This is a genomic window from Streptomyces sp. NPDC002886 (assembly GCF_042888445.1).
Lineage (GTDB): Bacteria > Actinomycetota > Actinomycetes > Streptomycetales > Streptomycetaceae > Streptomyces.
The window spans coordinates 1-26122 of record NZ_JBIAPV010000021.1 but is presented as its reverse complement, the minus strand read 5'-3'; the positions used below and the strand labels follow the sequence as shown (position 1 = coordinate 26122).

Below are 26122 nucleotides of genomic sequence, written 5' to 3'. Positions count from 1 at the left end.
CTCTCCGCCTCCGTGCCCCACCACCACCGGAACGGCGACGGCGCGTCTTCGTACGCCAACTCCTCCCACCACCGGCCGACGCTCTCCGTCAGGTGCGGCGCGCGATCGCGCCCCTCTCCGCCTCCCGGCGGGCGAGCCACGGGGTGACCGTGGAACTCGCGGTCGCGCAGCTCTTCGCGGCGTCAGCGGGTGCGGAGTTCGCGTTTGAGGACCTTGCCGCTCGCGTTGCGCGGGAGTTCGGATACGAACTCCACCTCGCGCGGGACCTTGTAGTTGGCCATCTCCCGGCGTGACCACGCGATCAGGTCGTCGGCCGTGAGGACCGCTCCCGGGCGGCGGACCGCGTACGCCTTGCCGACCTCGCCCAGGCGCGGATCGGGGACGCCGACCACCGCGACGTCAGCGATGTCCGGGTGCAGGCCCAGGAGTTGCTCGATCTCGGCGGGATAGGCGTTGAAGCCGCCGACGATGAACATGTCCTTGATCCGGTCGGTGATGCGCAGGTTCCCGGCGGCGTCGAGGACGCCGACGTCCCCGGTACGGAGCCAGCCCTCGGGGGTGATGGCCTCGGCGGTCTCGGCCGGGTCCTCGAAGTAGCCGCGCATGACATTGTGGCCGCGCACCCACACCTCCCCGGCCCGGCCCGTGGGCTGGGACCCGCCGTCCGCGTCCACGATCCTGACCTCCGTCCCGGGGATGGCCCGGCCCGAGGTCGACGCGATGATCTCCGCCGGGTCGCCGCGACGGCACATGGTGACGATGCCGCTCGCCTCGGAGAGCCCGTACGCGGTGAGGACGGTGCCGATGTGCAGCTCGCCGCGCAGCCGTTCCACGAGCTGGAGCGGGACGACGGCCGCTCCGGTGACGACCAGGCGCAGGGCGGAGAGGTCGTGGTGGTCGCGCTGGGGGTGGTCCAGGAGGGACTGGTGGAGCGTGGGCGGGCCGGGGAGTACGGAGATCCGCTCGGCCGCGATGTTGGCGAGGACGGTGTCCACGTTGAAGACGGGCTGGGGGACCATCGTGGCCCCGCGCATCAGGCAGGCGATGACCCCGGCCTTGTAGCCGAAGGTGTGGAAGAAGGGGTTCACGATCAGGTAGCGGTCCCCCTCGCGCAGACCGGCGAGCTCGCTCCACACCTCGTAGCAGCGCAGGGACTGGGCGTGGGAGATGACGGCGCCCTTGGGGCTGCCCGTGGTGCCGGAGGTGAAGATGATGTCCGAGGGGGCGGTGGCGGGGATCGCGTCCGTACGGGCGCGCACGGATTCGGCGGATACGGAGTCGCCGCCGGTCAGGAACTCCTTCCAGGTGCGGAAGGAATCCGGGGCGTCCTCGGACAGGACGACGACCTGTTCCAGGTGGGGCAGGCCGGGCAGCGGCCCGGAACCCTCGCCCTCGGCGGCGGCGCGGCGCAGGGAGGCGACGTAGGAGGTACCGAGGAAGGTGCCGGTGACGAAGAGGAGCCGGGCGCGGCTGCGCTGGAGGACGTAGGCGGCTTCGGAGCCCTTGAAACGGGTGTTGAGGGGGACGAGGACGGCTCCGGCGGAGACGGCGCCGAGGGCGGAGACGATCCATTCGAGGGTGTTGGGCGCCCAGACGGCGACCCGGTCCCCCGGTTCCACGCCGGCGGCCATGCAGGCGGCGGCTGCCCGCTCGACGCGCTCGCCGAGCTGCGCGTAGTCGATCCGGACCCGCCCGTCGACGACGGCCTCGCGGCCGACGTAGCGCGCGGCGGCGTGCCGGACGAGTCCGCCGATGCTGGTCCAGGCGAGATCGGCCCGGCCGTCCTCCGGCGTGGCCGTCGCTTCCTCGGGCGTGGCCGTCGCTTCCTCCGTGACGTCCGTCGCGGTCGCCGTGTCCGTCGCGGTCGCCGTGTCCGTAGCGGTCGCCGTGTCCGTAGCGGTCGCCGTGTTCACGATCCCGCGCCCGCGCTCGTCCTCGTCCTCGGTCATCGTCCGCCCTTCCCTGCAACACCAGTAGCTGACTATCCGTCAGATTAGCTGTAGCCTTCGCGGCTGTCAGTACTGGTGCACCCCGGAGGTGGCGATGGCGGCAACGCTCAAGGACGCTACGGCGATAGTCGGCATCGGGCAGACCGCCTTTGCCAAACAACTGCCGCAGTCCGAAAAGGAACTGGCCTGCCGGGCCATTCTCGCGGCGCTCGACGACGCGGGCATAGACCCGTCCGAGGTCGACGCCTTCTCCTCCTACACGATGGAGGAGACCGACGAGGTGGAGGTCGCCAAGGCCATCGGCGCCGGCGACGTCACCTTCTTCTCCAAGATCGGCTACGGCGGCGGCGGTTCCTGCGCCACCGTCGGCCACCTGGCCGCCGCCGTCGCCACCGGCCAGGCGAGCGTCGGCGTGGCCTGGCGTTCGCGCAAGCGCGGCTCGGGGCCGCGGCCGTGGAAGAACACGGCCGTCCAGCTCCCCACCCCCGGCCAGTGGACGCGCCCCTTCGGCCTGCTGCGGCCCGCCGACGAGATCGGCATGCTGGCCCGCCGCTACATGCACGAGTACGGCGCCACCCGCGACCACCTCTTCAACGTCGCGATGGCCTGCCGCAACCGGGCCAACGAGAACCCGGCCGCGATGATGTACGAACGCCCGCTGACCCGCGAGATGTACATGACCGCCCGCATGATCAGCGACCCGCTCTGCCTCTTCGACAACTGCCTGGAGACCGACGGCGCGCTGGCCTGCGTCATCGTCAGCGCCGAGCGCGCCCGCGACTGCCGCCAGAAGCCCGTCTACGTCCACTCCGTCGCCCAGGGCCTGCCCTCCCAGCACCACGGCATGGTCAACTACTGGAACGACGACCCGCTGTCCGGCCCCGCCTGGACCGCCGCCCGACACCTGTGGAAGCAGGCCGACTTCGGCCCCCAGGACGTGGACGTCGCCCAGATCTACGACGCCTTCACCCCGCTGATCCCGCTCTCCCTGGAGGGCTACGGCTTCTGCGGGCGCGGCGAGGGGGCCGCCTTCACCGAGGGCGGGGCCCTGGAGATGGGCGGCCGGCTCCCCATCAACACCGGCGGCGGCGGCCTCAGCGAGGCCTACGTGCACGGCTTCAACCTGATCAACGAGGGCGTCAAGCAGCTCCGCGGGATCTCCACCGCCCAGGTGCCCGACGCCGCGACCTGCCTGGTCACCGCCGGTGAGGGTGTCCCCACGTCCGCCATCCTGCTGCGATCCTGAGGAGCCGAGGAATCCATGACGACGCAGACCACGACCACTCCCGCGGACGAGCTGCTCCTCCCCGTCCCCGACGGGGACGGCGCGCCCTTCTGGGAGTACGCCGCCCAGGGCGAACTCCGCATCCAGGCCTGCGCGGCGCCCGACTGCGGGAAACTGCGCTTCCCGCCCCGCCCCTGCTGCCCGCACTGCCGGTCCTTCGACTCCGAATGGCGCCGGATGAGCGGCCGGGGCCGGATCTGGTCGTACGTACGGCCGCACCCGCCGCTGCTGCCCGCGTACGCCGCGCAGGCCCCGTACAACGTGATCCTCGTGGAGCTGGCCGACGCCCCGCAGATCCGCCTCGTCGGGAACCTGGTCACCTCCGCCGACGCCCCGCTGGACTCGATGGACCCGGCGCGGCTGCGCATCGGGGCGCGGGTCCAGGTGGTGTTCACCGAGACGGGCGGGATCGCGGTGCCGCGCTGGGTGCTGGAGAAGTCGTGACGGTCGCCGGCCGGGCACCCGGACTGCGGGTGGAGCGGGACAAGACCACCGGGGTCGCGGTCGTCACCCTGGACCGGGAGCGCAAGCACAACGCGATCGATCTGGCGACGGCCGCCGAACTGGCCTCCGTGTGGCGGGAGTTCCGCTACGAGGACGACGTACGGGCGATCGTGCTGACGGGCGCCGGGCGGGCTGCCTTCTGCACCGGGATCGACCGGGGCGTGGAGGTGCCGCAGCCGTCCTCGCCGTACTCGGTGGACGACCCGCTCGTCGCCATCGGGCCGAAGGCGAACGACCTGTGGAAGCCGGTGGTCGCCGCCGTCAACGGCATGGCCTGCGGCGGGGCGTTCTACCTGCTGGGCGAATCGGAGTTCATCATCTCCTCCGCGTCCGCGACCTACTTCGACCCGCACACCAGCTACGGCATGGTCAGCGCGTACGAGGCGATCTACATGGCGCAGCGCATGCCCTTCGGCGAAGCCGCCCGGATGTCCCTGATGGGCACGGCGGAGCGGCTCTCCGCGCGGCGGGCGTACGAGATCGGTCTGGTCTCGGAGCTGGCCGAGCCCGAGGCGCTGCTCCCGGCGGCCCTGCGGGCGGCGCAGACGCTGGCCGGCTTCCCGACGGAGGCCGTGCAGGGCACCGTACGGTCCCTGTGGGCGGCGAAGCAGGCCACCCTCCAGCAGGCACTGGCCCAGGCTCCGGGGCTGGTGGCCCTGGGGAACCTCCCGCCCGAACGGCAGGCGGAACTGTTCGCCGGCCGGCGGAGCGGGGCGGGACCGGAGCCGCGGATCCGCTGAGGGACCGGGCCCGGCCCCGTAGTGCGGGGCCGGCCCGGCGCCGCTAGCGCGTCTTCCGCGTGGACCTGGGCTTCGGCTTGGTCGGCGTCTTGCCGCCGGTGCTGCCTCCTGTGGTGGACCCCGAGGTCCCCGACCCGGACGTGGAGGTCGGGGTCGGCGACGCGGTCGAGAGGGTCCGGACCGGGCCGAGGGTGCAGCGCCGGACGTCGCCCGCCTGGGCCGCGCTCGTCATCGGCAGGTCGACCGTCCGGCTCTCGCCCGCCTTCAGCGTGAGGTCCACGGAGCCGGAGTCGATCCGGCCGGAGGCTCCTTCGAAGACCAGCGGGACGCGGAAGGTGTACCCGGACGTCGCGTCGGAGGTGACCTTGACGGTGGCCTTCGCCACCGACGGCCCGGCGCAGGTGACGACCTCGGCGTGCGCGAGCGGCCGGGTCTCGGTCGCCGTGGCCGTGGGTGTCGCCGTGGAGCCGCTGCCGCTGCCGCCCGTGCCGCTGTAGCTCTTCTTCTTCGACTTGCTCTTGGAGCTGGAGCATCCGCCCCCGCTGCTCTTGCTCTTGCTCTTGCCGCCGCTGCCGCCCGTCGACGAGAACCCCGTCAACGCGAGCACCACGCCCACCAGTACCGCCGTGAGCCTGACCCGCCGCCCCGTGACCACCATGGCCCGAACCCCTCCCCGTTGGACAACCGGCGGCACGCTATCAGGCGGTGGAAAGCGCACCGGTACGGTGACCGCCACGAGCCGCGAACGCGCTCGGCCGCTCTCCGGGGGGACACCGCATGACCGACGAGACCACCACCACCGCCGACACCACCGCCGATGCCGCCGGCGTCATCACCGCGATCGCCCGCCTCCAGGCCCGGCCCGGTCTGGAGGAGGAGGTCCGCTCCCAGGCCCTGTCCCTGGTCGCGCCGACCCGGGCGGAAGCCGGGAACGTCTCCTACCGCGCGTACGAGGACCCGACCGCTCCGGGCACCTGGGTCGTCCTGGAGGAGTGGGCGGACGCCGCCTCCTGGGAGGCCCACCTGGCCTCCCCGCACCTGACCGAAGCCCTGTCCCGTACGGCGTCCCTGCTGGCCGGCGCGCCGGTCGTACGGGTCTTCCCGCCGGCGCTGCCCTCGTAGCGGCCGGGGCGGGACTCCGCGTGCGGGACTCCGGGGGCGGGCGTAGCGTCGGGATCGAGATCCAGACCCACTCCCCCCGGAGGGCCGGGCATGATCCGCAACGTACTCGGCTCGATCATGGGTCTGATCGGAGCGACGGCCGCCGTCTGGAGCCCCTTCCGCGCCTGGTACGACGGCCGTCACGGACGCGATTACCGCATCGAGGAACTCTTCGACTCCGCCGGGATCACCGACGACAAGGCCGCCCTGCTGGGCTCGCTGCTGCTGCCGTTCCTCTTCGCCGCCGTGCTCGCGCTGGTCGCCGTCGTGCTGCGCTCCCGGCTGCTGATGGCCTTCTCCGGGGTCGTCGTCCTCGGCTTCGCCGTGCTCTGGATGGTCCGCCAAGGGCAGGCCGCGGGGAGCCTCTCGGTCGGCGGCGGCGACGGCGAGGGACTCGGCGACGGTCTCGCCAACGCCTTCGGCGCGGGCGCCCTGCTCATCCTCGCGGCGGCCGTGATGAGCGGCCGGCCCCGCCGCCGCGACCGGGTCACCCGGGAGACGGCCCCGGAGCCGCCCTACACGGAGCCCGCCCCGGAGCCGGTCGAGGACCCCGCCCATCCCCCGGCCCCGTCGGCCTGGCCGCCTCCGCCGAAGGACCACTCGTAAGCAGTCCTCCGCCACCATGGAAGCGGTCCTGCGCGGCCTGGCCGAGAGCAGTGCCGAGGTGCGCGCCGTCATGGGGCCCTCCGCCGCCCGCCCGGCGGCCCCGGCCTCCTGACATGACGGCGGCCCCGTCCCCCTGAGGGGGCGGGGCCGGCCAGCCGTTGCGGGCGGGGTGGAGATCAGGCCTCGACGACGCCGGAAGCCGCGATCTCGATCTTGCTGCGCGTGGAGCCCGAGGGGGAACCGAGCTTCTCGATCGCGTCGACGATCTCCTTGCCCTCGGTGACCTCACCGAAGACGACGTGCTTGCCGTCGAGCCAGCCGGTGACGACGGTGGTGATGAAGAACTGCGAGCCGTTGGTGTTCTTGCCGGCGTTCGCCATCGACAGCAGGTACGGACGGTCGTGCTTCAGGGTGAAGTTCTCGTCGGCGAACTTCTCGCCGTAGATGCTCTTGCCGCCCGTGCCGTTGTGGTTGGTGAAGTCACCGCCCTGCAGCATGAACTGCGGGATGACGCGGTGGAAGCCGGAGCCGGCGTAGCCGAAGCCGTTCTGGCCCGTGCACAGCTCGCGGAAGTTCTGGGCGGTCTTCGGGACGACCTCGTCGAAGAGGTTGAAGACGATGCGACCGGCGGGCTTGCCGTCGATGTTGATGTCGAAGAATACGTTGCTCATGGGGTCCATCCTGTCACTCCCGGTGCGGTGCGCGACCCCGAGGGGGCCGCGACCGGGCCGCGACCGGGCCCCCGAACGGCTCAGCCGCAGCTCAGACGGCAGCTGAGCCGCGTCATCCTCCCGTACGGGTTCCCGTGCCCTTGGCGGCGTCCAGTGCGTAGACGCAGCGGTCCTTGCTGCATGCGTAGACCACGCCCGCCTCGGCCACCGGGGCTCCGGTGATCTCCCCGCCCGTGGCCAGCTTCCAGCGGAGCTGGCCACCCGACGCGTCGAGGGTGTACAGGCAGTGGTCGGCGGATCCGAAGTGCACGCGGCCGTCCGCGACCGCCGGGGAACCGGTGATCTCCCCGCCCGCCGCGAACCGCCACTTCGGGGTCCCGGTGACCGCGTCGAGCGTGTAGACGGCGCTGCCCGCGGCCAGGTGGACGTTGCCGGCGGCGACCAGGACCGGGTCGGCGGACTGGCGGGGTTCGGTGGCGATGCGCCAGCGGTCCTTGCCGGTGGCCGCGTCCAGGGCGTAGACGGTGCCCAGGTAGTCCGCGAGGTAGACCCCGCCGCCCGTGACGGCCGCGCCGGGGGCGAAGGCCGGGGGCGCGAGGAACACGGCGGGGGCCTCGAAGTGCCAGCGGACCCGGCCCGAGGCCCGGTCGATGGAGATCACCCGGGTGCCGGCGGCCACGTAGACGTTGCCGTCGGGGGCGGGGGTGACCCGTACGGGCACGTTCCCGCAGGAGGCCGAGTCGCCGATCGGGTAGGACCAGGACTCCCGGCCGGAGCGGGCGTCGAGGGCGCGCAGCCGGGCGTCCTGCCACACGTAGACCGTGCCGTCGTGCAGGACGGGAGCCGCCTCGGTGGTCTCGAACTCGCTCTGCGCGCCGGTCAGTTCCCACAGCTTGTGCCCGCTGGACGACTCCCAGGCCTGTACGCCGCCTCCGCGCGTGGCGGTGACGACGGTGCCCCGCTCGGCGCGCAGCGCGTACACCCAGGCGTCGGCGGACAGCCGCCAGCGCTCGGAGCCGTCGGTGGCGTCCAGGGCGTAGAGGGAGGGGCCGTCGGAGGCGTGGATGCGCCCGTCGGAGACGGCCATGGACCAGGCGACGTCGCGGGTCTTGAACTGGCGGCGGCCGCTGGCCACGTCCAGGGCGTGCACCTCGAAGGAGGTGACGTAGAGCAGGTCGCCGGCGACGGTCGGGGTGCCCCAGACCTCGTTGGACATCCGGAACCGCCAGGGCCGCCACCGGCCGCTGTCGGGGGCCGGGCCCGGGTTCGGTACGAGGACCGAGGGCGCGGGGCCCGCCACCGGGGTGCCGGCGGGCGGCCGGATCCAGCCGGTCGCGGAGTCCGAGGCGGCGGCGTGGGCGGCCGGCGCGGAGGCGGAGGCCTGCGGGCCGGGGCCGATCGGCACCGGGGAGCCGCCGAGCCGCACGGGCTCGCCCGAGGGCGCCATCGGCGGGTGCTCGGGGCGCTGCGGGACGGCCTGGCCGGTGCGCGGGTCGGTCCAGGGGTCGGCTCCGCCGCGCTGGCGGCGGTGCGTGGCGGGCCCCGAGGCGGGACCGGACGCGTGGCCGGCGGCCGGACCGGCGCTCTCGATGGGCGCGGAGATCCCGGCCCGGGGAAACGCCGGCCTCGGCACCGCCGCGGCTGCGGCGGCAGCGGCGGCGGCCGCGTTGCGGTGGCCGGCCCGCCGGGCCTCGATCATCGCGACGGCCCGCTCGGGCAGCCACGCCGAGGCGGTACCGCTCTCGTCGCCGCCCTCGAAGAGGTGCGGGGCCAGCTGCGCCTGCAGGTCGGCCGGGGTCGGCCGCTGCGTGGCGTCCATCTGCATGCAGGAGTCGATCAGCGGGCGGAGCTCGTCGGGGAGCCCGTCCAGGTTGGGGCCCTCGCGCAGCAGCATGAAGACCGTCTCCACCGGGTTCGCCCCGTGGTACGGCGGATGCCCGGTGGCGGCGAAGACCAGCGTGGAGCCGAGCGAGAACACGTCGCTGGCGCCCTTGACGCTGCGCGAGTCCTTGGCCTGCTCCGGCGACATGTACGCGGGGGTGCCGACGGCGACGTTCGTCATGGTCAGGCGGGTGTTGGAGACCCCGCTGGCGATGCCGAAGTCGATCACGCGCGGGCCGTCCTCGACGACGAGCACGTTGGAGGGCTTCAGGTCGCGGTGGACCAGGCCCGCCCCGTGGATCGACTGGAGCGCCTCGGCGATGCCGGCGGCGAGCCACCGTACGGCCTGGGCGGGCATGGGCCCGCACTCGTGGACGATCTCCTCCAGGGAGGGCGCCGGTACGTACGCGGTCGCCAGCCACGGCACGGCCGCGCGCGGGTCGGCGTCGACCACGGCCGCGGTGTAGAAGCCGGAGACGGCGCGGGCCGCCTCCACCTCACGGGTGAAACGGACCCGGAACAGCTGGTCCTCGGCGAGTTCGGTGCGCACCGTCTTGATCGCCACCCGGCGTCCGGACGCCGACCGGGCGAGATAGACCAGCCCCATGCCGCCGGCCCCGAGCCGTCCCAGCACCTCGAAGGGGCCGATCCGTCTCGGGTCGTGCTGCGTCAGCTGCTCCACCACTCGCCTCCACACCCATCCCCGTACGGGGTCCCACGCGGTCCCCGCTCTTCCAGCCGTCGCCGGTGGCGTCGCCGTCATCGCCGTCACGTCACCGGATGCGCGCGAGCCGCCGCGGGGCCCTGCCCCGTGCAGCGTCTCACCCCCGGGGGCCGCCCGGGTCGCGCACCCCCGATTCTGTCAGGCCCGCGCCTGGTCCGGCCCCGGCACGGCGGGCGAGCCGGGGCCGGGGCTTCGGGCCGAGATCGCGGTGAACCCGCAATCCGTACGGAAAGGGCGTGCGGAGGGGCCCGCGGAAAGGCGTAGGGAAAGGCGTACAACCCATCGCGGGTGCCATGGGTCTAAGCCCCCGTTCAGCTCGTCTCGTTCAAGGTCCGGGGGGATCCGTGCGTCACCGTTTGACTTCAGCCGTAGTCGCCGCCACTGCGCTGCTGGGGGGGCCTGGCCGTGCCGGGGTCGGTGCACGCCGCGGCCGAGGGGCCCGGTGGGTCCGGCGCACCGGGTGCGTCCGCCCCCGACGTCGATCCTTCCCCCGAATCCGCCGCCGTCCCCGCGGCACCCGCGCCCCCCGTCTGCCCGCCGGACATGTACGCCAAGCAGGACGGATCCCTCAGCGTCCACAGCGCGCAGGACGGGACGGGCGTGCCCGAAGGCCTCGTCGTCCACCTGCGGGACAAGAAGACGGGGCTGCGCGTGGCCTCCGTCGACACGTTCCGCAAGGTGACCGACCCGGACGGCGTCTTCCCCGACTTCCAGCTGGTCTCGGAGCCGCTCAAGCCGGCCGACCTCGGGATGTACACGCTCGAACTCGGCTCCGCCGCCGAGCCCGTCGTCTGCGGGGACTTCGACTACCGGCTGCGCTCGGTGGTCGGCAACGTGGACGCGGCGGACGGGGTGTCCCTCGACAAGCTCGGGACCACCGTGTCCGCGGACGTCACCACCCTCGACCCGCGCACCGGGGCGACCGCACCGCTGAAGAACACCAAGGTCCTCATCTCCGGTGACCGCACCTCGCAGGAGGCCACCACCGACGCGCGGGGCCACGTGTCCGCTCCGTTCACCTTCCAGGGCACGGAGGACCACACCGATGTGCGCGTCGACGTCCCGGAAACCCCGGACCTGAGCCCCGGAAGCGGCAGCGAGACCGCCCGCGCGGTCCGCCAGAAGGCCGAGATCGTCCTCGACCCCGAGTCCCGGAAGATCAAGGCCCGCTACGGAGCCACCACCACGATCACGGGCCAAGCCCTCAGGACCGCCGCGGACGGCACGCAGAAGCCCGTCCCCGAGGGCACGCCGATGCTCGCGGACCTCACTGGTGAGCCGAAGACGACGGCGGACGGCCGGTTCGAGCGGCAGCTGACGACGGTCCACCGCGGCCCGGTGAAGACCACGTGGGCGGGCGGCAGGTCCCCGTGGCTGCGGTACGTCAGCGCGGCCACCAAGGTCGAGGTCGTCGAGGTCAGCTACTTCACGGACGTCAAGACGACGATCGGCGCCGACGGCGTGACCTTCGGCGGAGGGCTCGCGCACAAGCCGCTCAGCCCGGCCCCGACCCTCGTCGAGGTGCAGTACTCGGCCGACGGCAAGACGGACTGGAAGACCCGCGACGTGTTCACCGTCGACCTGGTCTCCGCCCGCTTCGAGCAAACCCTGCCGGGCGAGGCGGACGGCTACTGGCGACTCCGCTACGCCGCGGCGGCGCGCATGCAGGGCTCCGTCACCGAGCCGGTGCGGCTGACCCGGACGGCGACGGAGTTCACGAAGTTCAACGCGGGTCCGGAGCCGCTGCGCGAGGGCGAGACCTTCTCCGTCAAGGGCACCCTGCGGCACGGGACCCCGGAGGAGGCCTACGGCGGCCAGCTCGTGCTGTTCTACTTCCAGCCCGCCGGCAGCCAGGAGTACGTCTACAAGGGCCACTCGGTGACCACCGACGACGGGGCCTTCTCCCACGCCTTCACCGCCGAGGGCACCGGCGCCTGGATCGCCCGCTACCGCGACGCCGACGGCAAGCACTTCGACGCCGAGAGCCGCCGGGACGACGTCACCGTGAAGCCGTAGCCCGTACGGGACGGGACCGGGACCGGGACCAGGACAGACGGCTTAGCGGCCCGTCCTGGTCCGCGGCTCCGAGAGCAGGCCGAAGACCGCCCCCTGGTTGTCCGCGACCACCGCGATGCGCCCGTACGGAGTGTCGAAGGGGTCGGCGGTCACCCGGCCGCCGAGGCGCTGCACCATCGCCACGGACTGGTCGCAGTCCGGCACGGCGAAGTACGCGAGGAAGTGCGCGGGCATGATCTCCGGGAAGGCGTCGGTGATCAGGCTGCGCCCCAGGACGGCGGTCTCCGAGCCGGGCGCCTTGCCGGGCGGGGACCAGACGCGGTACTCGATGCCCGACACGTCGTCGTTCTGGTCCTCGGGGACGTAGCCGAAGACCTTGGCGTAGAAGACGTCCACGGCATCGCGGGCCCGGGTGTACACCTCGGACCAGCAGTACGTGTAGGGCTCGTTCTGGGCGTCGAAGCCGTGGTGGGTGCCGGGCTGCCACAGCCCGAAGACGGCCCCGCCGGGGTCGGCGGCCATCGCGGCGGTCCCGTAGGGGCCGACCGGCATCGGGTCCATCACCATCTGGCCGCCGGCGGCGCGGATGCGCTGGGCGCAGGCGTACGCGTCGGTGGTGTAGAGGTAGATCCCCCAGACGGTCGGCATGCGCCCGTCGGGCTTGGGGGCGAGGGCGGCGACATTGCGGCCGCGGCTGTAGGCCTGGGTGTAGTGGCCGTACTCGGCTCCCGCACTGTCGGCGAAGGTCCACCCGAAGAGCTCACCGTAGAAGCGCTTGCCGGCTTCCACGTCCGGCAGCGAGGCGTCGACCCAGCAGGGTGAGCCTTCCGCGAATGCGGCCATGAGCCCGGTTCCTTCCGTTGTGCGGGGGTGTGCAAGGGTGTGCACCGTCCGCGCACGTTCTGCCTCGCTCGCCCAGCCATGTCCTCCGGATCATGATGTGCCCGAAAACTTGTCCACAGCCTGTTGATAAGACTATTCGGGGGATAGGCTCCGAAGCCGGACGGCGCGCCCGGGGCCCCCACGCGGCCGGAATCGGTCGCCGTGACGGGTCGGGAGCGGCGTACGCCCAGGCCAGGCGTCCCGTAACCCCATTTGCAGGCGGCCGAATCGCGCGCCGATCACCCCTCGGTAAGCTGACGGCATGACAGGACAAGTACGCACCGTCGACGGTCGCGTTGCCGGCCGGCGCGGTCAGGCGACGAGGCAGAAGCTGCTCGACTGCCTCAGCGAGATGCTCAGCTCCTCGCCGTACCGCGACGTCAAGGTGATCGACGTCGCCCGCAAGGCCGGTACCTCCCCCGCGACCTTCTACCAGTACTTCCCGGACGTCGAAGGCGCCGTCCTGGAGATCGCGGAGCGCATGGCCAACGAGGGCGCCCAGTTGACCTCACTGGTCGAGGGGCGCGCGTGGGTCGGCAAGGCGGGCTGGGCGGCGGCCGAGGAACTCGTGGACGGCTTCCTGGAGTTCTGGCGGCGCAACGACGCAATCCTGCGGGTCGTCGACCTCGGCGCGGCCGAGGGAGACAAGCGGTTCTACAAGATCCGCATGAAGATCCTGAACTCCGTCACCAACTCCCTCACGGAGTCGATGAAGGAGCTCCAGGCCAAGGGCAAGGTCGACAAGGACGTGAGTCCGGCGGCGATGGCCGGTTCGCTGGTCGCCATGCTGGCGGCGGTCGCCTCGCACCAGAAGGGGTTCCAGACCTGGGGCGTCAAGCAGGCGGAACTGAAGCCGAACCTGGCGCTCCTGGTCCACCTGGGCATCACGGGCAAGAAGCCCACGAAGTAAGCGGCGGACCCCCACCGGGTCCGCCGCCCCTTCGGCCTCACGGGGCTTCGGTCTTACGGGCCTTCGCCCTTGCGAGGCTTCGCCCTTGCGGGGCCTCGCCCTCATGGGACCCCGGCCTCACCGGACCCCGGCCTCACGGGACTTCCGCCGCGATCAGCGACGCTCCAGGCGGAACAACCGGATCTCGCGCTCGATGCGCGCCTGGTACGCCGCGTACGGCGGCCAGAACTTCAGTACCGCCTGCCACGCCGCCGCGCGTTCCTCACCCGCCAGCAGGCGGGCGCGTACGGCGATGTCCTGACCCTTCCAACTCACGTCTGCATCAGGGTTCTTGAGCAGGTTCCCGGTCCACGCCGGGTGTCCGGGGCGGCCGAAGTTCGAGCCGATCAGGATCCAGCTCGCCCCGTCCTGCTCCGGCATGCACGCGAGCGGGGTGGTGCGCGGTTCGCCGGTCTTGGCTCCCTTGGCGGTGAGGATCACGCCGGGGAGCATCTGGGCGCTGAGGATGACCTTGCCGCGGGTCAGCTTGTGCACCGCCTTGTCCATGGCGGGGATGAAGTGCGGTGCGATCTTGGCGAACAGCATGGTCGAGGAGACCTTCTGCATCAGCTTGACTCCGGGCGCCATCAGACGGCCACCTTCTCGTTCCGTGGGGCGGGGGCGGGGGCTTGTACGGGCGCGGGCGCGAGGGGCGCGAACAGCCCGGCGGCTTCCGCGGCGTGGGCGCGCAGCCGGTGGACGGGGCCGAAGAGCAGTTCGTCGGCGGCCGCCCGCTTGAAGTAGAGGTGCGCGTCGTGCTCCCAGGTGAAGCCGATGCCGCCGTGCAGCTGGATGGCCTCCCCGGCGGTGATCCGCAGCGCCTCGAGGGCCTGGGCCAGGGCGAGCCCGCCCTGTTCCGGGTCCCAGGCGGCGTAGTAGGCGGCGGAGCGGGCCGCCTGGACCTGTACGTAGAGGTCCGCGAGGCGGTGCTTGACCGCCTGGAACGAGCCGATGGCCCGGCCGAACTGCTCGCGCTGCCGCACGTACTCCACGGTGCGGGCGAGCGCCTGCGCGGCCGCGCCGACCGCCTCGGCGGCCAGGGCGGCGGCGGCGCCGCGCCCGGTGGCGGCGAGGGCCCCGGCCACGTCGGCGTCTTCGCCACCCAACAACTCGGCTTCGACGTCACGGAGTTGGATGCGGCCCTGCGGGCGGGTCTCGTCCAGGGTGGTCTGCCGGGTCCGTACGAGGCCGGGCGCGTCCTCCCGGACGAGGAACAGCAGGGTGCGGCTGCGGGCGAAGCCTCCCGTGTGCGCGGCGACCAGCAGCAGCGAGGCGCTGTGACCGTCGAGCACCTGGGCCACCTCCCCGTACAGTCGCCAGCCGCCGTCCACGGCGCGGGCCTGCACCCCGCCGGCCCGGCCGCCACCGGCCCATTCGCCCGGGGCGTTGTCCCCGGTCAGGGCGAGGGCGGTGGCCAGCGCGGGGCCGGGTACGGCGAGCGCGCCGGTGAGCCCGCCCGCCGCGAGCGGCGGCAGGAGGGCGGAGCGCTGGTCGCCGGTGCCCAGGGCGGTGACCAGCGGCACGGCGAGCACGGCGGTGGCCAGCAGCGGTGAGGGCAGCAGCGCCCGCCCGGTCTCCTCGCAGGCCAGGACCAGGTCGGCGGGGGCGCAGCCGACGCCCCCGTACTCCTCGGCCACGGCGATGCCCGGCAGCCCCAGCCGGCGGGCGAGCTGCTGCCACAACTCGCGGTCGTGTCCGGCGGCGGTGCGGACGGCGGCCTTGACCTCGTCCGGGCCGCAGCGTTTGCCCAGGATCTCGCGCAGGGTACGCCGTATCTCGTCCTGCTCCGCGGTGAAGGCGGCATCCATCGTCGGGCTCCTCCCCGTATCTGACGGGCCGTCATGTTAGGGCGAGCGGCGCCATAAGCACAGGGGGCGGACCACCCCGAAGCCGATCGCCGGAGCGGAGGGGGCGGGGCCCCGCCCGGCCGCCACGGAGCCACCGCCTCAGAAGTGGGTGGTGACCCCGAAGGCCCGCCGGAGTTGGGCCATGTCCCGCCGGTCGCGGTCGGTGGGCTCGTAGCCCTGGTGGAAGTACACCTGCTGCTCGGCGGACAGGCACGGGACGGCGACCCCCGCGATCGCGCCCGTCACGAAGCACGAGGCGGGGTAGCGGAAGGGGCGTTCCGGCTCCAGCGACGCCTGGACCGCCGAGCCGTCGGCCGCGAAGACCAGGGGATGGAGGTCGATCTCCCGGCCGTCGGCGTGCGCGAAGACGAACCGCACGGGGCGCCAGTCCACGGTCTCCGTGAACCCCGCCCCCGCGAGGGCCGCCAGCAGGGCGGGCTCATGCTCCCGCCGGTGCATCAGGTCCAGGTCGCGGTGATCCCGGGTCCGGCGCCCCAGGAGCGCATCGATCCCCCACCCGCCCCCGACCCAGACGTCCACCCCCGCCCCGCGCAGCAGCTCCAGCACGGACAGCACCTCAGCGGCCTCCATCACGCGGCGCAGCATAGGAGGGCGCCGCGGCCCACTCAACCCATCCGGACCCTCTAGCATCTGACGGTTCGTCAGTTGTACCGTCAGGGCATGCCTGGACCTCTCTCCGCACCCGCCACCACCGCCACCGCCGGCCATCAGGCCCCGCCCCGCCGGCGGGTCGCCGTCGTCGGTGTCGCCCTCTCGGACTGCGGCCGGGTGGACGGCCCCACCCCGTACGCCCTGCACGCACAGGCCGCCCGCCGGGCCCTGGCCGACTCCGGCCTGGACCGCTCGGTGATCGACGGCTTCGCCTCGGCCGGCCTCGGCATCCTGGCGCCCGTGGAGGTCGCCGAGTACCTGGGCCTGCGCCCCACCTGGGTCGACTCCACCTCGGTCGGCGGCTCCACCTGGGAGGTCATGGCCGCCCACGCCGCCGACGCCATCGCGGCCGGCCACGCCAACGCGGTCCTCCTCGTCTACGGATCCACCGCGCGCGCCGACATCAAGGCCCGCCGCCGCACCTCGAACCTCTCCTTCGGGGCGCGGGGACCGCTGCAGTTCGAGGTCCCGTACGGGCACACCCTCGTCTCCAAGTACGCGATGGCCGCGCGCCGCCACATGCACGAGTACGGCACGACGCTGGAGCAGCTCGCCGAAGTCGCCGTCCAGGCACGGGCGAACGCCGCCACCAACCCGGACGCGATGTTCCGCGACCCCATCACGGTCGACGACGTCCTGTCCTCCGGGATGATCGCGGACCCCTTCACGAAGCTGAACTGCTGCATCCGCTCGGACGGCGGCTGCGCGGTCCTGCTGGCCGCGGAGGACTACGTGCCGGACACGGCCAAGGAGCCCGTCTGGATCCTCGGCTCCGGCACCGCCGTCTCGCACACCACGATGTCGGAGTGGGAAGACTTCACCGTCTCCCCGGCGGCGGTCTCGGGCCGCCAGGCCTTCGCCCGCGCCGGGCTCACCCCGGCGGACGTGGACCTCGCCGAAATCTACGACGCCTTCACCTATATGACGCTCGTCACCCTGGAGGACCTCGGCTTCTGCGCGAAGGGCGAAGGCGGTGCGTTCGTGGAGAAAGGCCGCCTCCTGCGGGACGGCGAATTCCCGGTCAATACGGACGGCGGCGGACTCTCCGCCTGCCACCCCGGCATGCGCGGCCTCTTCCTCCTCGTCGAAGCGGTACGCCAACTCCGCGGCGAGGCGGGCGAGGGCCAAGTACGCAAACGCGGCGGAACCCTCCCACAGGTGGCCATCGCCTCGGGCACGGGCGGCTGGTTCTGCTCGTCGGGCACCGTGATCCTGGGACGCGACTGATCGTCCTGTCGGTGCGGCTGCGTAAGCTCCCGGACGGGCCGGGCACCTCGGTGCCCACGGCCCTCTTCGGGGAAACTTCCAGCCATCACGGGGAACTGACTTGATATCGAACCTGCTGCGGCGCTCGCGCGCCGCTCTCGCCATCACCGTCGCGACCGGCGCCATCCTGACGGTCGCCTCGCCCGCCCAGGCCGTTTCCGGGCCGCCGACCCTGGCCGCCTCGGCCTTCGTGATGGACGGCACCACGGGGACCACGCTCTCCAGCAAGCTGGGGGACACCAAGCGCGAGGTCGCCAGCACCACGAAGATCATGACGGCCTACGTCGTCCTCACCACGCCGGGCATCGACCTGAACAAGCGGGTCACCGTCCAGCAGGAGTACCTGGACTACGTCTACCGGGAGGGCGGCAGCTCGGCCCACCTGAAGGCCGGCGCCACCCCGACCGTCCGCCGGCTCCTGTACGCGCTGATGCTGCCCTCGGGCTGCGACGCCGCCTACGCGCTCGCCGACACCTTCGGCTCGGGCACGACCAGGGCGGCCCGCGTCGCGGACTTCATCGCGAAGATGAACGCCAAGGCGAAGACCCTCGGTATGGCCAACACCACCTACGACAGCTTCGACGGCATCTCGCCCGCGGGGAAGGGCCAGTCCACCGCCCGCGACCTCGCGAAGCTCACCCGCGCCGCGATGAAGGGCACCACCTTCAAGTCGGTCGTGAAGACCACCTCCTACAGCAGCGACGGCACCTCCACGGACGCCACGTGGACCAACACCAACCTGCTGATCAAGCCCGGACACGCCTACCAGACCCCCGGCGCCATCGGCGTCAAGACCGGTTCCGGCACGGCAGCGGGCCAGTGCCTCGTCTTCTCCGTGACCCGCAACGGCAAGACGATCATCGGTGTCCTGCTGAAGTCCGACGACCGCTACCCGGACGCGATCAAGCTCACCGACTGGGCCCTCGGCCCGGCCGCCGGTGCCCCGGCCAAGCGCAGCATCGATCGCACTCCGGACGTCCTCGACTGATGCGGTGACGCCCTGATGTCGTGACATCCACGGGGGCGCTCCACCCGACCTCTCCGGCCGGGCGGGGCGCCCCCGTTCCGCATCCCCCGCGGCCCCCGCATCCCCGCAGCGAGGCGGGCACGCGGGCCGTGTACGCAAAACACCGCGAAACCCCCACAACGGTCCATCCCCTCGGCCGCGGGCGGCTGTTCCGTTCCCCGGGCACCCTCAATCCCGGACGCGACCGGCCTCCTTTCCGGTCCGGCTGCGTAAGCTCCCGGAGGGTCCGGCGCCCAGGTGTCCGCGGCCCGCTCGGGGAACCTCCAGCCATCACGGGAACTGACTTGATATCGAACCTGCTGCGGCGCTCGCGCGCCGCTCTCGCCGTCACCGTCGCCACCGGCGCCCTCCTGACGGTCGCCTCACCGGCCCAGGCCGCCTCCGCGCCGCCGACCACCGCCGCCTCCGCCTTCGTGATGAACGCCTCCACGGGCGCCACGCTCACCAGCAAGCTGGGCGACGTCAAGCGTGAGGGGGCCAGCACCACGAAGATCATGACGGCCCTGGTCGTCCTCACCAGGACGGGCCTCGACCTCGACAAGAAGGTCACGATCCAGCAGGAGCACCTGAACTACGTCGCCCGGGAGGGCGCGAGTTCGGCCTACCTGAAGGCCGGCGCCAAGCCCACCGTCCGCCAGCTGCTGTACGCGATGATGCTGCCCTCGGGCTGCGACGCCGCCTACGCGCTCGCCGACACCTTCGGACAGGGCTCGACGCGGGCGGCACGCGTCCAGAGCTTCATCTCGAAGATGAACACCAAGGCGAAAGACCTTGGGATGACGAACACCCACTACGACACCTTCGACGGCATCTCGCGCGGCAACAACCACATCACCGCGCGCGACCTCGCGAAGCTCACCCGCGCCGCGATGCGCTACACGAACTTCAAGGCGATCGTGAAGACCACCGCGTACAGCAGTGGCGGCACGTCCACCGTCGCCACGTGGAAGAACACCAACCTGCTGATCCAGCCCCGTCCCACCGGGTACGGGATCCCGGGCGCCATCGGCGTCAAGACCGGCACCGGCACGGCCGCGGGCAAGTGCATCGTCTTCGCCGCGACCCGCAACGGCAAGACCGTCATCGGCGTCCTGCTGAAGGACGAGGAGCGCTACGCGGACGCGATCAAGCTCATCGACTGGGCCGCCGGCCCGGCCACCACGTCGTCGCTGCAGCGCAGCGCCACCACCGAGCCCATCCCGGACGTCCTCGACTGATCCGGTGACGCCCTGACGGGGGCGCTCCACCCGACCTCTACGGCCGGGCGGAGCGCCCCCGTCGCGCAGTGCGCCCTGCGTTCCTAGTACTGCCAGCGGGGCTGCGCGCCGTCCATGCGGCAGTAGATCATCCGCCCGTTCGCGGCGTGGGTGGAGCGTCCGACGTCGGCCTTGCGGCAGAACTGACCGGCCTTGTAGCAGTTCCCGGCGTTGGAGACGATCTCGCAGACCCCGCTCGGAGGTTCCTGCGGCGTCTTGCTCGCGACCGGCGGCTTCGCCGTGCTGCGGCTGGGCTTCGGAGCCGGCTTCGCATCGGCGGGAGCCGGGGTCCGGGTCTGCGGCGGGGCCTTCGTCGGAGCCGGTGTCGGCGCCGCGGAGGTCGGCGGGGACGAACTGGCGGGGGGCGAGCTCGCCGGCGCGGAGCTCGCCGGTGCGGAGGTGGCCGGTGCGGAGGTGGCCGGTGCGGAGCCCGACGGGACGGCCGGGGCCCCGCCACCCCCCGACGCGGGCCCGCAGGCCACCGCGACTCCGGCAACGAGCAGTGCCACCAGGGCTCTTCGTATGACGCCGACCCGCTTGTCCATTCCCATGTCTCCCCACCCTCACGACTCACGTAAAGCACGTAAAACGCACACATCGTAGTGACGGCCGAGCCGCGTGGTGTTCGATTGGGAAATGACGAGTGAGCCGAACGACATGAGCGACCCGAGCGACCTGGGCGACTTCCACACCACCCTGCACTCCCTGCGCGTCTGGGACGGCCCGCTGCCCTCCTTCGACCCGGCCACCGCGCCGGCCGATCCGCTCGAACTGTTCCGGGAGTGGTTCACGCACGCCGCCAAGGCGGGGCAGCCCGAGCCGCACACGATGAGCCTGGCGACGGTGGACGCGGACGGGCGGCCCGACGTACGGACGCTGATGCTGCACGACGCCGACGAGCGCGGCCTGCACTTCGCCTCGCACGCCACCAGCGCGAAGGGCCGCCAGCTCGCCGGGCGGCCGGACGCGGCGCTGGGCTTCTACTGGCCTGCCGTGGCCCGCCAGATCCGCATTCGGGGACGGGTCACCGCCTGCGACGCGGTGGAGAGCCGGGCCGACCTCGCGGCCCGCACCCGCGGGGCGCTGGCGGCGGCGCTGACGGGGCGGCAGAGCGAGGTGCTGGCCTCCCGGGAGGAGCTGGTCGCCGCGGCGGCGCGGTCCTGGGAGCGGGCCGGTGCGGAGCCGGATGCCCCGGCGCCGACCTGGACCCGGTACGTCCTCGCCCCCACGGAGATCGAGTTCTTCCAGGGGGACGCCGCCCGCCTCCACACCCGCCTCCACTACACCCGTACGCCCACCACCCCCTGGACCCACCACCTCCTGTGGCCGTGACACCCCGGGTCCAAGGCGGCGGCGGCCCGGCGGCGGCCGTCGCGGCGGCCGTGCCCGGCGATCGCGCCGGCGGCCCTCAGGCCGCCGGCTCCGCCGGGGTGAAGACCGCCACCCAGATCCCCTCCGCCGCCTCGCGGAAGGTCACCACCAGGTCCATGCCCACCCGCAGCTCCGGCCCCGGCGCACCCACGACCTCGGTCATCATGCGCGGGCCCTCCGCCAGGTCCACCACCGCCGCCACGTACGGCACCCGCTCCCCGAAGGGCGGCAGGTCGTTCCGGTGGATCACCGACCAGGTGTACAGCGTGGCCCGCCCGCTCGCCGTCTCCCACGTCACGCGGTCCTCCCCCGCCCAGCAGGCCGGGCAGAACTCCCGCGGGTAGTGGTGCGCCTTGCCGCATTCCCCGCAGCGGCGCAGCAGCAGCCGGCCCTGTGCCGCCGCGTCCCAGTAGGGCCGCGTGAAATCGTCGATCTCCGGCAGGTCGAACCGCGCAGCCGTACCGGCTCCAGTACTCACGACACCACTCCTCCGGGGCACACCATCCACTGACCTGACGTACCGTCAGTTCACCGGATCCCGCCCCATCCCACAAGTCCCCACCCCCGGGGCCCCGCGCCCCGGCTCCCGCACCCCGGGCTCCCACGGCGCGGCCCCACCACTCCCCGTAATCGATCCGCAACCGATTCCCTCCTCGTCCGAGACCCACCGCCCCCGTACGGCGATACGCTCACACCTCATGCCCGGAGTCCCCGCAGCACCCGACCTGTCCACCCAGCCCCGCCCGGTCTACGTGATCGGCGCCGGCCCCGGCGGCCTCGCCGTCGCCGCCGCGCTGCGCGCCCGCGGGGTCCGTGCGGTGGTCGTGGAGAAGTCCGAGTCGGTCGGCGCTTCGTGGCGGAGGCACTATGACCGCCTCCACCTGCACACCACGCGCCGCCTCTCCGCCCTGCCCGGCCTGTCCATACCGCGCCGCTTCGGACGCTGGGTGGCGCGCGAGAACGTGGTCCGGTACCTCGAGAAGTACGCCGAGTTCCACGAGCTGGAGATCGCCACCGGCATCGAGGTGACCCACATCGAGCCCTCCGCGGACTCCGGCCCCGACGGCACCGGCGCCCCCGGCTGGACCCTGCACGCCACCGGCGGCCGCGTCATGGCGGCGCGGGCGGTCGTGATCGCGACGGGCTTCAACCACACCCCCTTCGTGCCCGACTGGCCCGGTCGGGACGCCTATCCGGGCCCCCTCGCGCACGCGGCCGAGTACCGGAATCCGGCCCCCTACGCCGGCCGGGACGTCCTCGTCGTCGGCGTCGGCAACACGGGTGCCGAGATCGCCGTCGACCTCGCCGAAGGCGGCGCCTCCCGCGTGCGGCTCGCGGTGCGCACGGCCCCGCACATCCTGCGCCGCTCCACCGCGGGCTGGCCCTCCCAGCGGACCGGGATCCTGGTCCGGCGCCTGCCCGTCCGGCTGGTCGACCGGCTCGGCGCGATCGTCGGCAGGGCCTCGGTCCCGGACCTGTCCGCGTACGGACTCCCGCGCCCCACCACCGGCCTGTACAGCAGGGTCAAGCAGGGGGCGATCCCGATCCAGGACGTCGGCCTGATCGACGCGGTCCGCACGGGCCGGGTGGAGCCCGTGGCGGCCGTCGACTCCTTCGACGGAGCCGAGGTGGTCCTCGCGGACGGCTCCCGGATCACCCCGGACGCCGTCATCGCGGCCACCGGCTACCGCCGCGCCCTGGAGGGCCTGCTCGACGGCCTCGACGTACTGGACGACCGCGGCCGCCCCCGCACGCACGGCGCCACGACCCCGCCCGGCGCCCCGGGCCTGTACTTCACCGGCTTCACCAACCCGATCAGCGGCAACCTCCGCGAACTGGCCCTGGACGCGGAGAAGATCGCCAAGTCCATCGCCCGGAGGGTCCGCACCTAGGCCGGGGTGCGCGTGCAGGCATCCGGCCGAGGGGACTCCTCGTCGAGACCCGTTGTCAGTGGTCTGGTGGACCATCGGAATGCCGGACGAACGGACGGACCGACCGCCCACGGATCCGGCGGAACCACGGGGGACATCGTGTCGATCACGAACCAGCAAGCGGCGGGCCGTTCCTTCCTGAAGCCGCTCTACGCGGACGCGTACTACCCGGATCACGTCCTCGACAAGGGCCGGGAGATCCTGCTCCGCCTCTGCGCGCGCATCGAGGCCGAGCAGCCCCCGCACCTGGCCGCGCTGTACGTGCTGACGGGGGCGGCGACCGAGGAGTTCAACCTGCTGGAAGCGGAGTTCGAGGCCGCCGGGAGCGAGATCGAGACCGTGGCGCGCGAGGAGATAGCCGAGGACTTCGCGTTCGTGGCCTCCGCCTACGGATTCCCGGACGCGGACATAGAGGAGCTCATCGCCCCCCGCGAGTGGTGAGCACCCGGTGAGCGGCGCGGCCCACACGCCCTCTGACCTCGGCCGAATACTGGTCTGGACCGGCCCCCGGCAATCTGAGACCGTTCCCTGAACGCCCGTACACCGCACCCCGGAAGCCGGGCCGTGGGCGTTCCACACATCACCTCCACCAGCTTTCCTGTGCATCCCTGTTCCTGACGGCACGTCAGTTCAGTAATCTGACTACGCGTCAGTTATTGAGATTCGTCGAGGTTCATCGAGCAGGAGCGGGCGGAACGATGCTTGGATCTACTCACGGCACCCTCACCACCGACTTCCGCGCACGTGTCGAGGCCTGCGGGGAGACCCCCAGGACGGCCGTCCACTCCACAGCGGCCCCGTCCGCCGAGGACACGGTCGCGCTGGACGTCAGCGGTCGACCCCTGCACGCCGACGCCCCCGACCTGGACCGGTTCTTCCGGCCCGAGTCCGTGGCGGTCATCGGCGCCTCGGACGCCGACGGCAGACCGAACACCGGCATCACCCGCCAGCTCATCGCCTGGGCGGAACGCGTAGGTGCCCGGCTGCACCCCGTGCACCCCACCCGGGCCACGGTCTTCGGGCTGCCCTGCCACGCCTCCGTGGCCGACCTGCCCGAACAGGTGGACCTCGCCGTCCTCCTGGTCGCCGACCCGCTCCCCATCGTGGAGCAACTGGCCGAAGCCAAGGTCAAGTTCGCCGTCGCCTTCGCCTCCGGCTTCGCCGAGACCGGCGACGAGGGCGCCGCCGCACAGGCCCGCCTGGGCGCCGCCGTACGGCGCTCCGGCCTGCGCCTGCTCGGCCCCAACACGAACCTCAACGCCTTCGAGAAGTTCCGCGATGACCTCGACGGCCCGGCCATCGCGCTCATCACCCAGTCCGGCCACCAGGGCCGGCCGGTCTACACCCTCCAGGAGCTGGGCATCCGCCTCTCCCACTGGGCGCCCACCGGCAACGAGGCCGACCTCGAAACCTCCGACTTCATCTCCTACTTCGCCGAGCAGCCCGAGGTCGGAGCCATCGCCTGCTACGTCGAAGGCCTCAAGGACGGCCGGCAGTTCCTCCTGGCCGCCGACCGCGCCGCCCGCAACGGCGTCCCCGTCGTCGCCGTCAAGGTCGGCCGCACCGAGACCGGCGCCCGCATGGCCGCCTCCCACACCGGGAAGCTCACCGGCGCGGACACCGTCGTGGACGCCGCCATGCGCCAGTTCGGCGTCATCCGGGTCGACGGCCTCGACGAACTCCAGGACACCGCGGCCCTCCTGGCGCGCGCCCGCAAGCCCCTCGCTGACGGAGTGGTCGTCTACTCCATCTCCGGCGGCACCGGCGCCCACTTCTCCGACCTGGCCACCGAGGCGGGCCTCAGCATCCCCACCCTCTCGCAGGCCAAGCAGGACGAACTGCACCAGTGGATCCCGGAGTACCTGGGCGTCTCCAACCCCGTGGACAACGGCGGCCACCCGGTGGGCGACTGGCGCGGCCGCAAGATCATCGACGCCATCCTCGCGGACCCCTCCGTAGGAGTCCTGATCTGTCCGATCACGGGCCCCTTCCCCCCGATGAGCGACAAACTGGCCCAGGACCTGGTGGACGCCGCCGAGCAGACCGACAAGCTGATCTGCGTGATCTGGGGCTCCCCGGTCGGCACGGAGGAGGCCTACCGCACCACCCTCCTCGGCTCCTCCCGGGTCGCGACCTTCCGCACCTTCGGCAACTGCATCACCGCCGTCCGCGCCTACCTGGGCCACCACCGCTTCACCGCCGCCTACCGCTCCCCCTTCGAGGACGCCCCCCGCACCACCTCCCCCTCCTTCCGCAAGGCCCAGGCCCTCATGCGCCCGGGCCAGCAGCTCAGCGAGCACGCGGCGAAGCAACTCCTGCGCGCCTACGGGATCCGGGTGCCCCGCGAGCAATTGGTGACCAGCGCCGCAGCGGCCGTACGGGCGGCCGGACTCGTCGGATACCCGGTCGTCATGAAGGCCTCGGGGCCCCAGCTCGCGCACAAGACGGAACTGGGACTGGTCAAGATCGGCCTGACCTCGGCCAGCCAGATCCGGGACGCCTACCGCGAACTGACGGACATCGCCCGCTACGAGAACGTCCCGCTGGACGGGATCCTCGTGTGCCAGATGGTGGAACGCGGAGTCGAGATGGTCGTCGGGGTCACCCAGGACGACCTCTTCGGCCCGACCGTCACGGTGGGCCTGGGCGGAGTCCTGGTGGAGGTGCTGCACGACGTGGCCGTACGGGTGCCGCCCTTCGGCGAGGACCAGGCGCGGGCGATGCTCGGGGAGCTGCGCGGGCACGCACTGCTGGAGGGCGTACGGGGGGCGCCCCCCGCCGACGTCGACGCGCTGGTGGAGGTCATCCTCCGGGTCCAGCGGATGGCGATGGAACTGGGCGACGAGCTGTCGGAGCTGGACATCAACCCGCTGATGGTGCTGCCGCGGGGGCAGGGGGCGGTGGCGCTGGACGCGCTCGCCATCTGCCACTGAGCCCCGCCCCTCCCAGGCACCGCTCGCACGATGCGTCCCTGGCGGGCCGCCCCTCCTTGACGCGCCGCGCTGCGCCGGACTCCGTCCGGCGGTGGCCGGTCGGGGTGCTCGCCACCGCCGTCCCGGCGCGGGGTCCGGTGGGCGGGTGCGACTGGGTGGGCCCTGCGGGGCGGAGTTCCCCTACCCGCCCTTCCACCGTTCCCCGGGCGCTGCCCGGACCCCGGTCCTCAAACGCCGGACGGGCTAAAAGCAAAGAGGTCCCGGGCTGCGCCCGGACCCCTGGGGCTCCGCCCCAGACCCCGGTCCTCAAACGCCGGACGGCTGAAATGGCTCAGGCTGCGTACCGGGGTCGGGGACGGGGGCGGGGTGGGGTGTTGGCCTGGACGTAAAACGTGATTTGTGGCGCTAGAGCACCCCGCACCCTGTCGGAGTCGGAGGCAGGGCGCCTAAA

24 protein-coding genes are annotated in these 26122 nt (G+C 72.6%); 14 read left to right on the top strand and 10 right to left on the bottom strand.

Annotated elements, in window-relative coordinates; genetic code table 11:
* Window positions 1-182: 182 nt before the first annotated feature.
* Complete coding sequence (locus ACFYYB_RS41860; protein ID WP_389443940.1) at window positions 183-1949, bottom strand: FadD3 family acyl-CoA ligase; 1767 nt, start codon at window positions 1947-1949, stop codon at window positions 183-185.
* Window positions 1950-2043: 94 nt separating this feature from the next.
* Here ACFYYB_RS41860 and ACFYYB_RS41855 point away from each other — a divergent pair, with 94 nt between their 5' ends.
* Genes ACFYYB_RS41855 through ACFYYB_RS41845 form a run of 3 tightly spaced genes read left to right on the top strand, consistent with a single transcriptional unit; the run spans window position 2044 to window position 4478 of the window.
* Complete coding sequence (locus ACFYYB_RS41855; protein WP_389443938.1) at window positions 2044-3195, top strand: lipid-transfer protein; 1152 nt, start codon at window positions 2044-2046, stop codon at window positions 3193-3195.
* Between the two features lie 15 nt (window positions 3196-3210).
* Window positions 3211-3678, top strand: coding sequence for a Zn-ribbon domain-containing OB-fold protein (locus tag ACFYYB_RS41850; RefSeq protein ID WP_389443936.1), 468 nt, complete (start codon window positions 3211-3213; stop codon window positions 3676-3678).
* Window positions 3675-4478 carry an enoyl-CoA hydratase/isomerase family protein gene (locus ACFYYB_RS41845; protein ID WP_389443934.1) on the top strand — a complete coding sequence of 268 codons (804 nt, stop codon included), beginning with the start codon at window positions 3675-3677 and terminating at the stop codon, window positions 4476-4478. Before ACFYYB_RS41850 ends, ACFYYB_RS41845 begins: the two co-directional genes overlap by 4 nt.
* Before the next feature lie 43 nt (window positions 4479-4521).
* On the opposite strand, the gene ACFYYB_RS41840 is transcribed toward ACFYYB_RS41845, so the two are convergent.
* Window positions 4522-5136, bottom strand: coding sequence for a hypothetical protein (locus ACFYYB_RS41840; RefSeq protein WP_389443932.1), 615 nt, complete (start codon window positions 5134-5136; stop codon window positions 4522-4524).
* Between the two features lie 119 nt (window positions 5137-5255).
* Here ACFYYB_RS41840 and ACFYYB_RS41835 point away from each other — a divergent pair, with 119 nt between their 5' ends.
* Entirely contained in the window at window positions 5256-5600 is a 345-nt protein-coding gene (locus ACFYYB_RS41835; protein ID WP_389443930.1) for a putative quinol monooxygenase, read from the top strand.
* 90 nt (window positions 5601-5690) lie between these two features.
* Window positions 5691-6245, top strand: coding sequence for a hypothetical protein (locus ACFYYB_RS41830; protein WP_389443928.1), 555 nt, complete (start codon window positions 5691-5693; stop codon window positions 6243-6245).
* A 176-nt stretch (window positions 6246-6421) separates the two neighbouring features.
* Here ACFYYB_RS41830 and ACFYYB_RS41825 read toward each other — a convergent pair whose 3' ends face one another.
* Window positions 6422-6916 carry a peptidylprolyl isomerase gene (locus ACFYYB_RS41825; protein ID WP_389443926.1) on the bottom strand — a complete coding sequence of 165 codons (495 nt, stop codon included), beginning with the start codon at window positions 6914-6916 and terminating at the stop codon, window positions 6422-6424.
* Window positions 6917-7028: 112 nt separating this feature from the next.
* Window positions 7029-9479 (bottom strand): PQQ-binding-like beta-propeller repeat protein, encoded by a 2451-nt coding sequence (locus ACFYYB_RS41820; RefSeq protein ID WP_389443924.1) that lies wholly within the window; start codon window positions 9477-9479, stop codon window positions 7029-7031.
* 585 nt (window positions 9480-10064) lie between these two features.
* Between ACFYYB_RS41820 and ACFYYB_RS41815 the strand changes: the two genes are divergently transcribed.
* Window positions 10065-11537: a hypothetical protein gene (locus ACFYYB_RS41815; RefSeq protein WP_389443922.1), complete on the top strand. Its 1473-nt coding sequence runs from the start codon at window positions 10065-10067 to the stop codon at window positions 11535-11537.
* 42 nt (window positions 11538-11579) lie between these two features.
* On the opposite strand, the gene ACFYYB_RS41810 is transcribed toward ACFYYB_RS41815, so the two are convergent.
* On the bottom strand, window positions 11580-12380 hold the full coding sequence (locus ACFYYB_RS41810; protein WP_389443920.1) for a VOC family protein: 801 nt from the start codon (window positions 12378-12380) through the stop codon (window positions 11580-11582).
* 301 nt (window positions 12381-12681) lie between these two features.
* Here ACFYYB_RS41810 and ACFYYB_RS41805 point away from each other — a divergent pair, with 301 nt between their 5' ends.
* The gene (locus tag ACFYYB_RS41805; RefSeq protein WP_250742709.1) at window positions 12682-13329 is read left to right on the top strand and encodes a TetR family transcriptional regulator; all 648 of its coding nucleotides are present in this window, start codon (window positions 12682-12684) and stop codon (window positions 13327-13329) included.
* A gap of 153 nt (window positions 13330-13482) precedes the next feature.
* On the opposite strand, the gene ACFYYB_RS41800 is transcribed toward ACFYYB_RS41805, so the two are convergent.
* The 3 genes from ACFYYB_RS41800 to ACFYYB_RS41790 all read right to left on the bottom strand — a co-directional run bounded on the left by ACFYYB_RS41800 (window position 13483) and on the right by ACFYYB_RS41790 (window position 15806).
* Entirely contained in the window at window positions 13483-13956 is a 474-nt protein-coding gene (locus ACFYYB_RS41800) for a nitroreductase family deazaflavin-dependent oxidoreductase (RefSeq protein ID WP_327253356.1), read from the bottom strand.
* Window positions 13956-15176 (bottom strand): acyl-CoA dehydrogenase family protein, encoded by a 1221-nt coding sequence (locus ACFYYB_RS41795; RefSeq protein WP_389443917.1) that lies wholly within the window; start codon window positions 15174-15176, stop codon window positions 13956-13958. The genes ACFYYB_RS41800 and ACFYYB_RS41795 overlap by 1 nt, the downstream gene beginning before the upstream one ends.
* A gap of 138 nt (window positions 15177-15314) precedes the next feature.
* On the bottom strand, window positions 15315-15806 hold the full coding sequence (locus ACFYYB_RS41790) for a nucleotidyltransferase domain-containing protein (RefSeq protein ID WP_389443985.1): 492 nt from the start codon (window positions 15804-15806) through the stop codon (window positions 15315-15317).
* A gap of 90 nt (window positions 15807-15896) precedes the next feature.
* Here ACFYYB_RS41790 and ACFYYB_RS41785 point away from each other — a divergent pair, with 90 nt between their 5' ends.
* The 3 genes from ACFYYB_RS41785 (at window position 15897) to ACFYYB_RS41775 (ending at window position 19397) form a co-directional block, all read left to right on the top strand.
* Window positions 15897-17114, top strand: coding sequence for an acetyl-CoA acetyltransferase (locus ACFYYB_RS41785; protein ID WP_389443915.1), 1218 nt, complete (start codon window positions 15897-15899; stop codon window positions 17112-17114).
* Between the two features lie 100 nt (window positions 17115-17214).
* The gene (locus ACFYYB_RS41780) at window positions 17215-18141 is read left to right on the top strand and encodes a D-alanyl-D-alanine carboxypeptidase family protein (protein WP_389443913.1); all 927 of its coding nucleotides are present in this window, start codon (window positions 17215-17217) and stop codon (window positions 18139-18141) included.
* A 323-nt stretch (window positions 18142-18464) separates the two neighbouring features.
* Window positions 18465-19397, top strand: a complete 933-nt coding sequence (locus ACFYYB_RS41775) for a D-alanyl-D-alanine carboxypeptidase family protein (protein WP_389443911.1) — start codon at window positions 18465-18467, stop codon at window positions 19395-19397.
* An 83-nt stretch (window positions 19398-19480) separates the two neighbouring features.
* Here the strand turns inward: ACFYYB_RS41775 and ACFYYB_RS41770 are convergent, their stop codons facing one another.
* Entirely contained in the window at window positions 19481-19987 is a 507-nt protein-coding gene (locus ACFYYB_RS41770) for a hypothetical protein (RefSeq protein WP_389443909.1), read from the bottom strand.
* 85 nt (window positions 19988-20072) lie between these two features.
* Between ACFYYB_RS41770 and ACFYYB_RS41765 the strand changes: the two genes are divergently transcribed.
* Window positions 20073-20768, top strand: coding sequence for a pyridoxal 5'-phosphate synthase (locus tag ACFYYB_RS41765; RefSeq protein WP_389443907.1), 696 nt, complete (start codon window positions 20073-20075; stop codon window positions 20766-20768).
* Window positions 20769-20844: 76 nt separating this feature from the next.
* Here the strand turns inward: ACFYYB_RS41765 and ACFYYB_RS41760 are convergent, their stop codons facing one another.
* Entirely contained in the window at window positions 20845-21285 is a 441-nt protein-coding gene (locus ACFYYB_RS41760) for a Zn-ribbon domain-containing OB-fold protein (RefSeq protein ID WP_389443905.1), read from the bottom strand.
* 220 nt (window positions 21286-21505) lie between these two features.
* Here ACFYYB_RS41760 and ACFYYB_RS41755 point away from each other — a divergent pair, with 220 nt between their 5' ends.
* The 3 genes from ACFYYB_RS41755 to ACFYYB_RS41745 all read left to right on the top strand — a co-directional run bounded on the left by ACFYYB_RS41755 (window position 21506) and on the right by ACFYYB_RS41745 (window position 25671).
* Entirely contained in the window at window positions 21506-22699 is a 1194-nt protein-coding gene (locus tag ACFYYB_RS41755; protein ID WP_389443903.1) for a flavin-containing monooxygenase, read from the top strand.
* A 138-nt stretch (window positions 22700-22837) separates the two neighbouring features.
* Complete coding sequence (locus tag ACFYYB_RS41750; RefSeq protein WP_389443901.1) at window positions 22838-23179, top strand: DUF5713 family protein; 342 nt, start codon at window positions 22838-22840, stop codon at window positions 23177-23179.
* A gap of 257 nt (window positions 23180-23436) precedes the next feature.
* Window positions 23437-25671 carry an acetate--CoA ligase family protein gene (locus ACFYYB_RS41745; RefSeq protein ID WP_389443899.1) on the top strand — a complete coding sequence of 745 codons (2235 nt, stop codon included), beginning with the start codon at window positions 23437-23439 and terminating at the stop codon, window positions 25669-25671.
* Window positions 25672-26122: the final 451 nt, after the last annotated feature.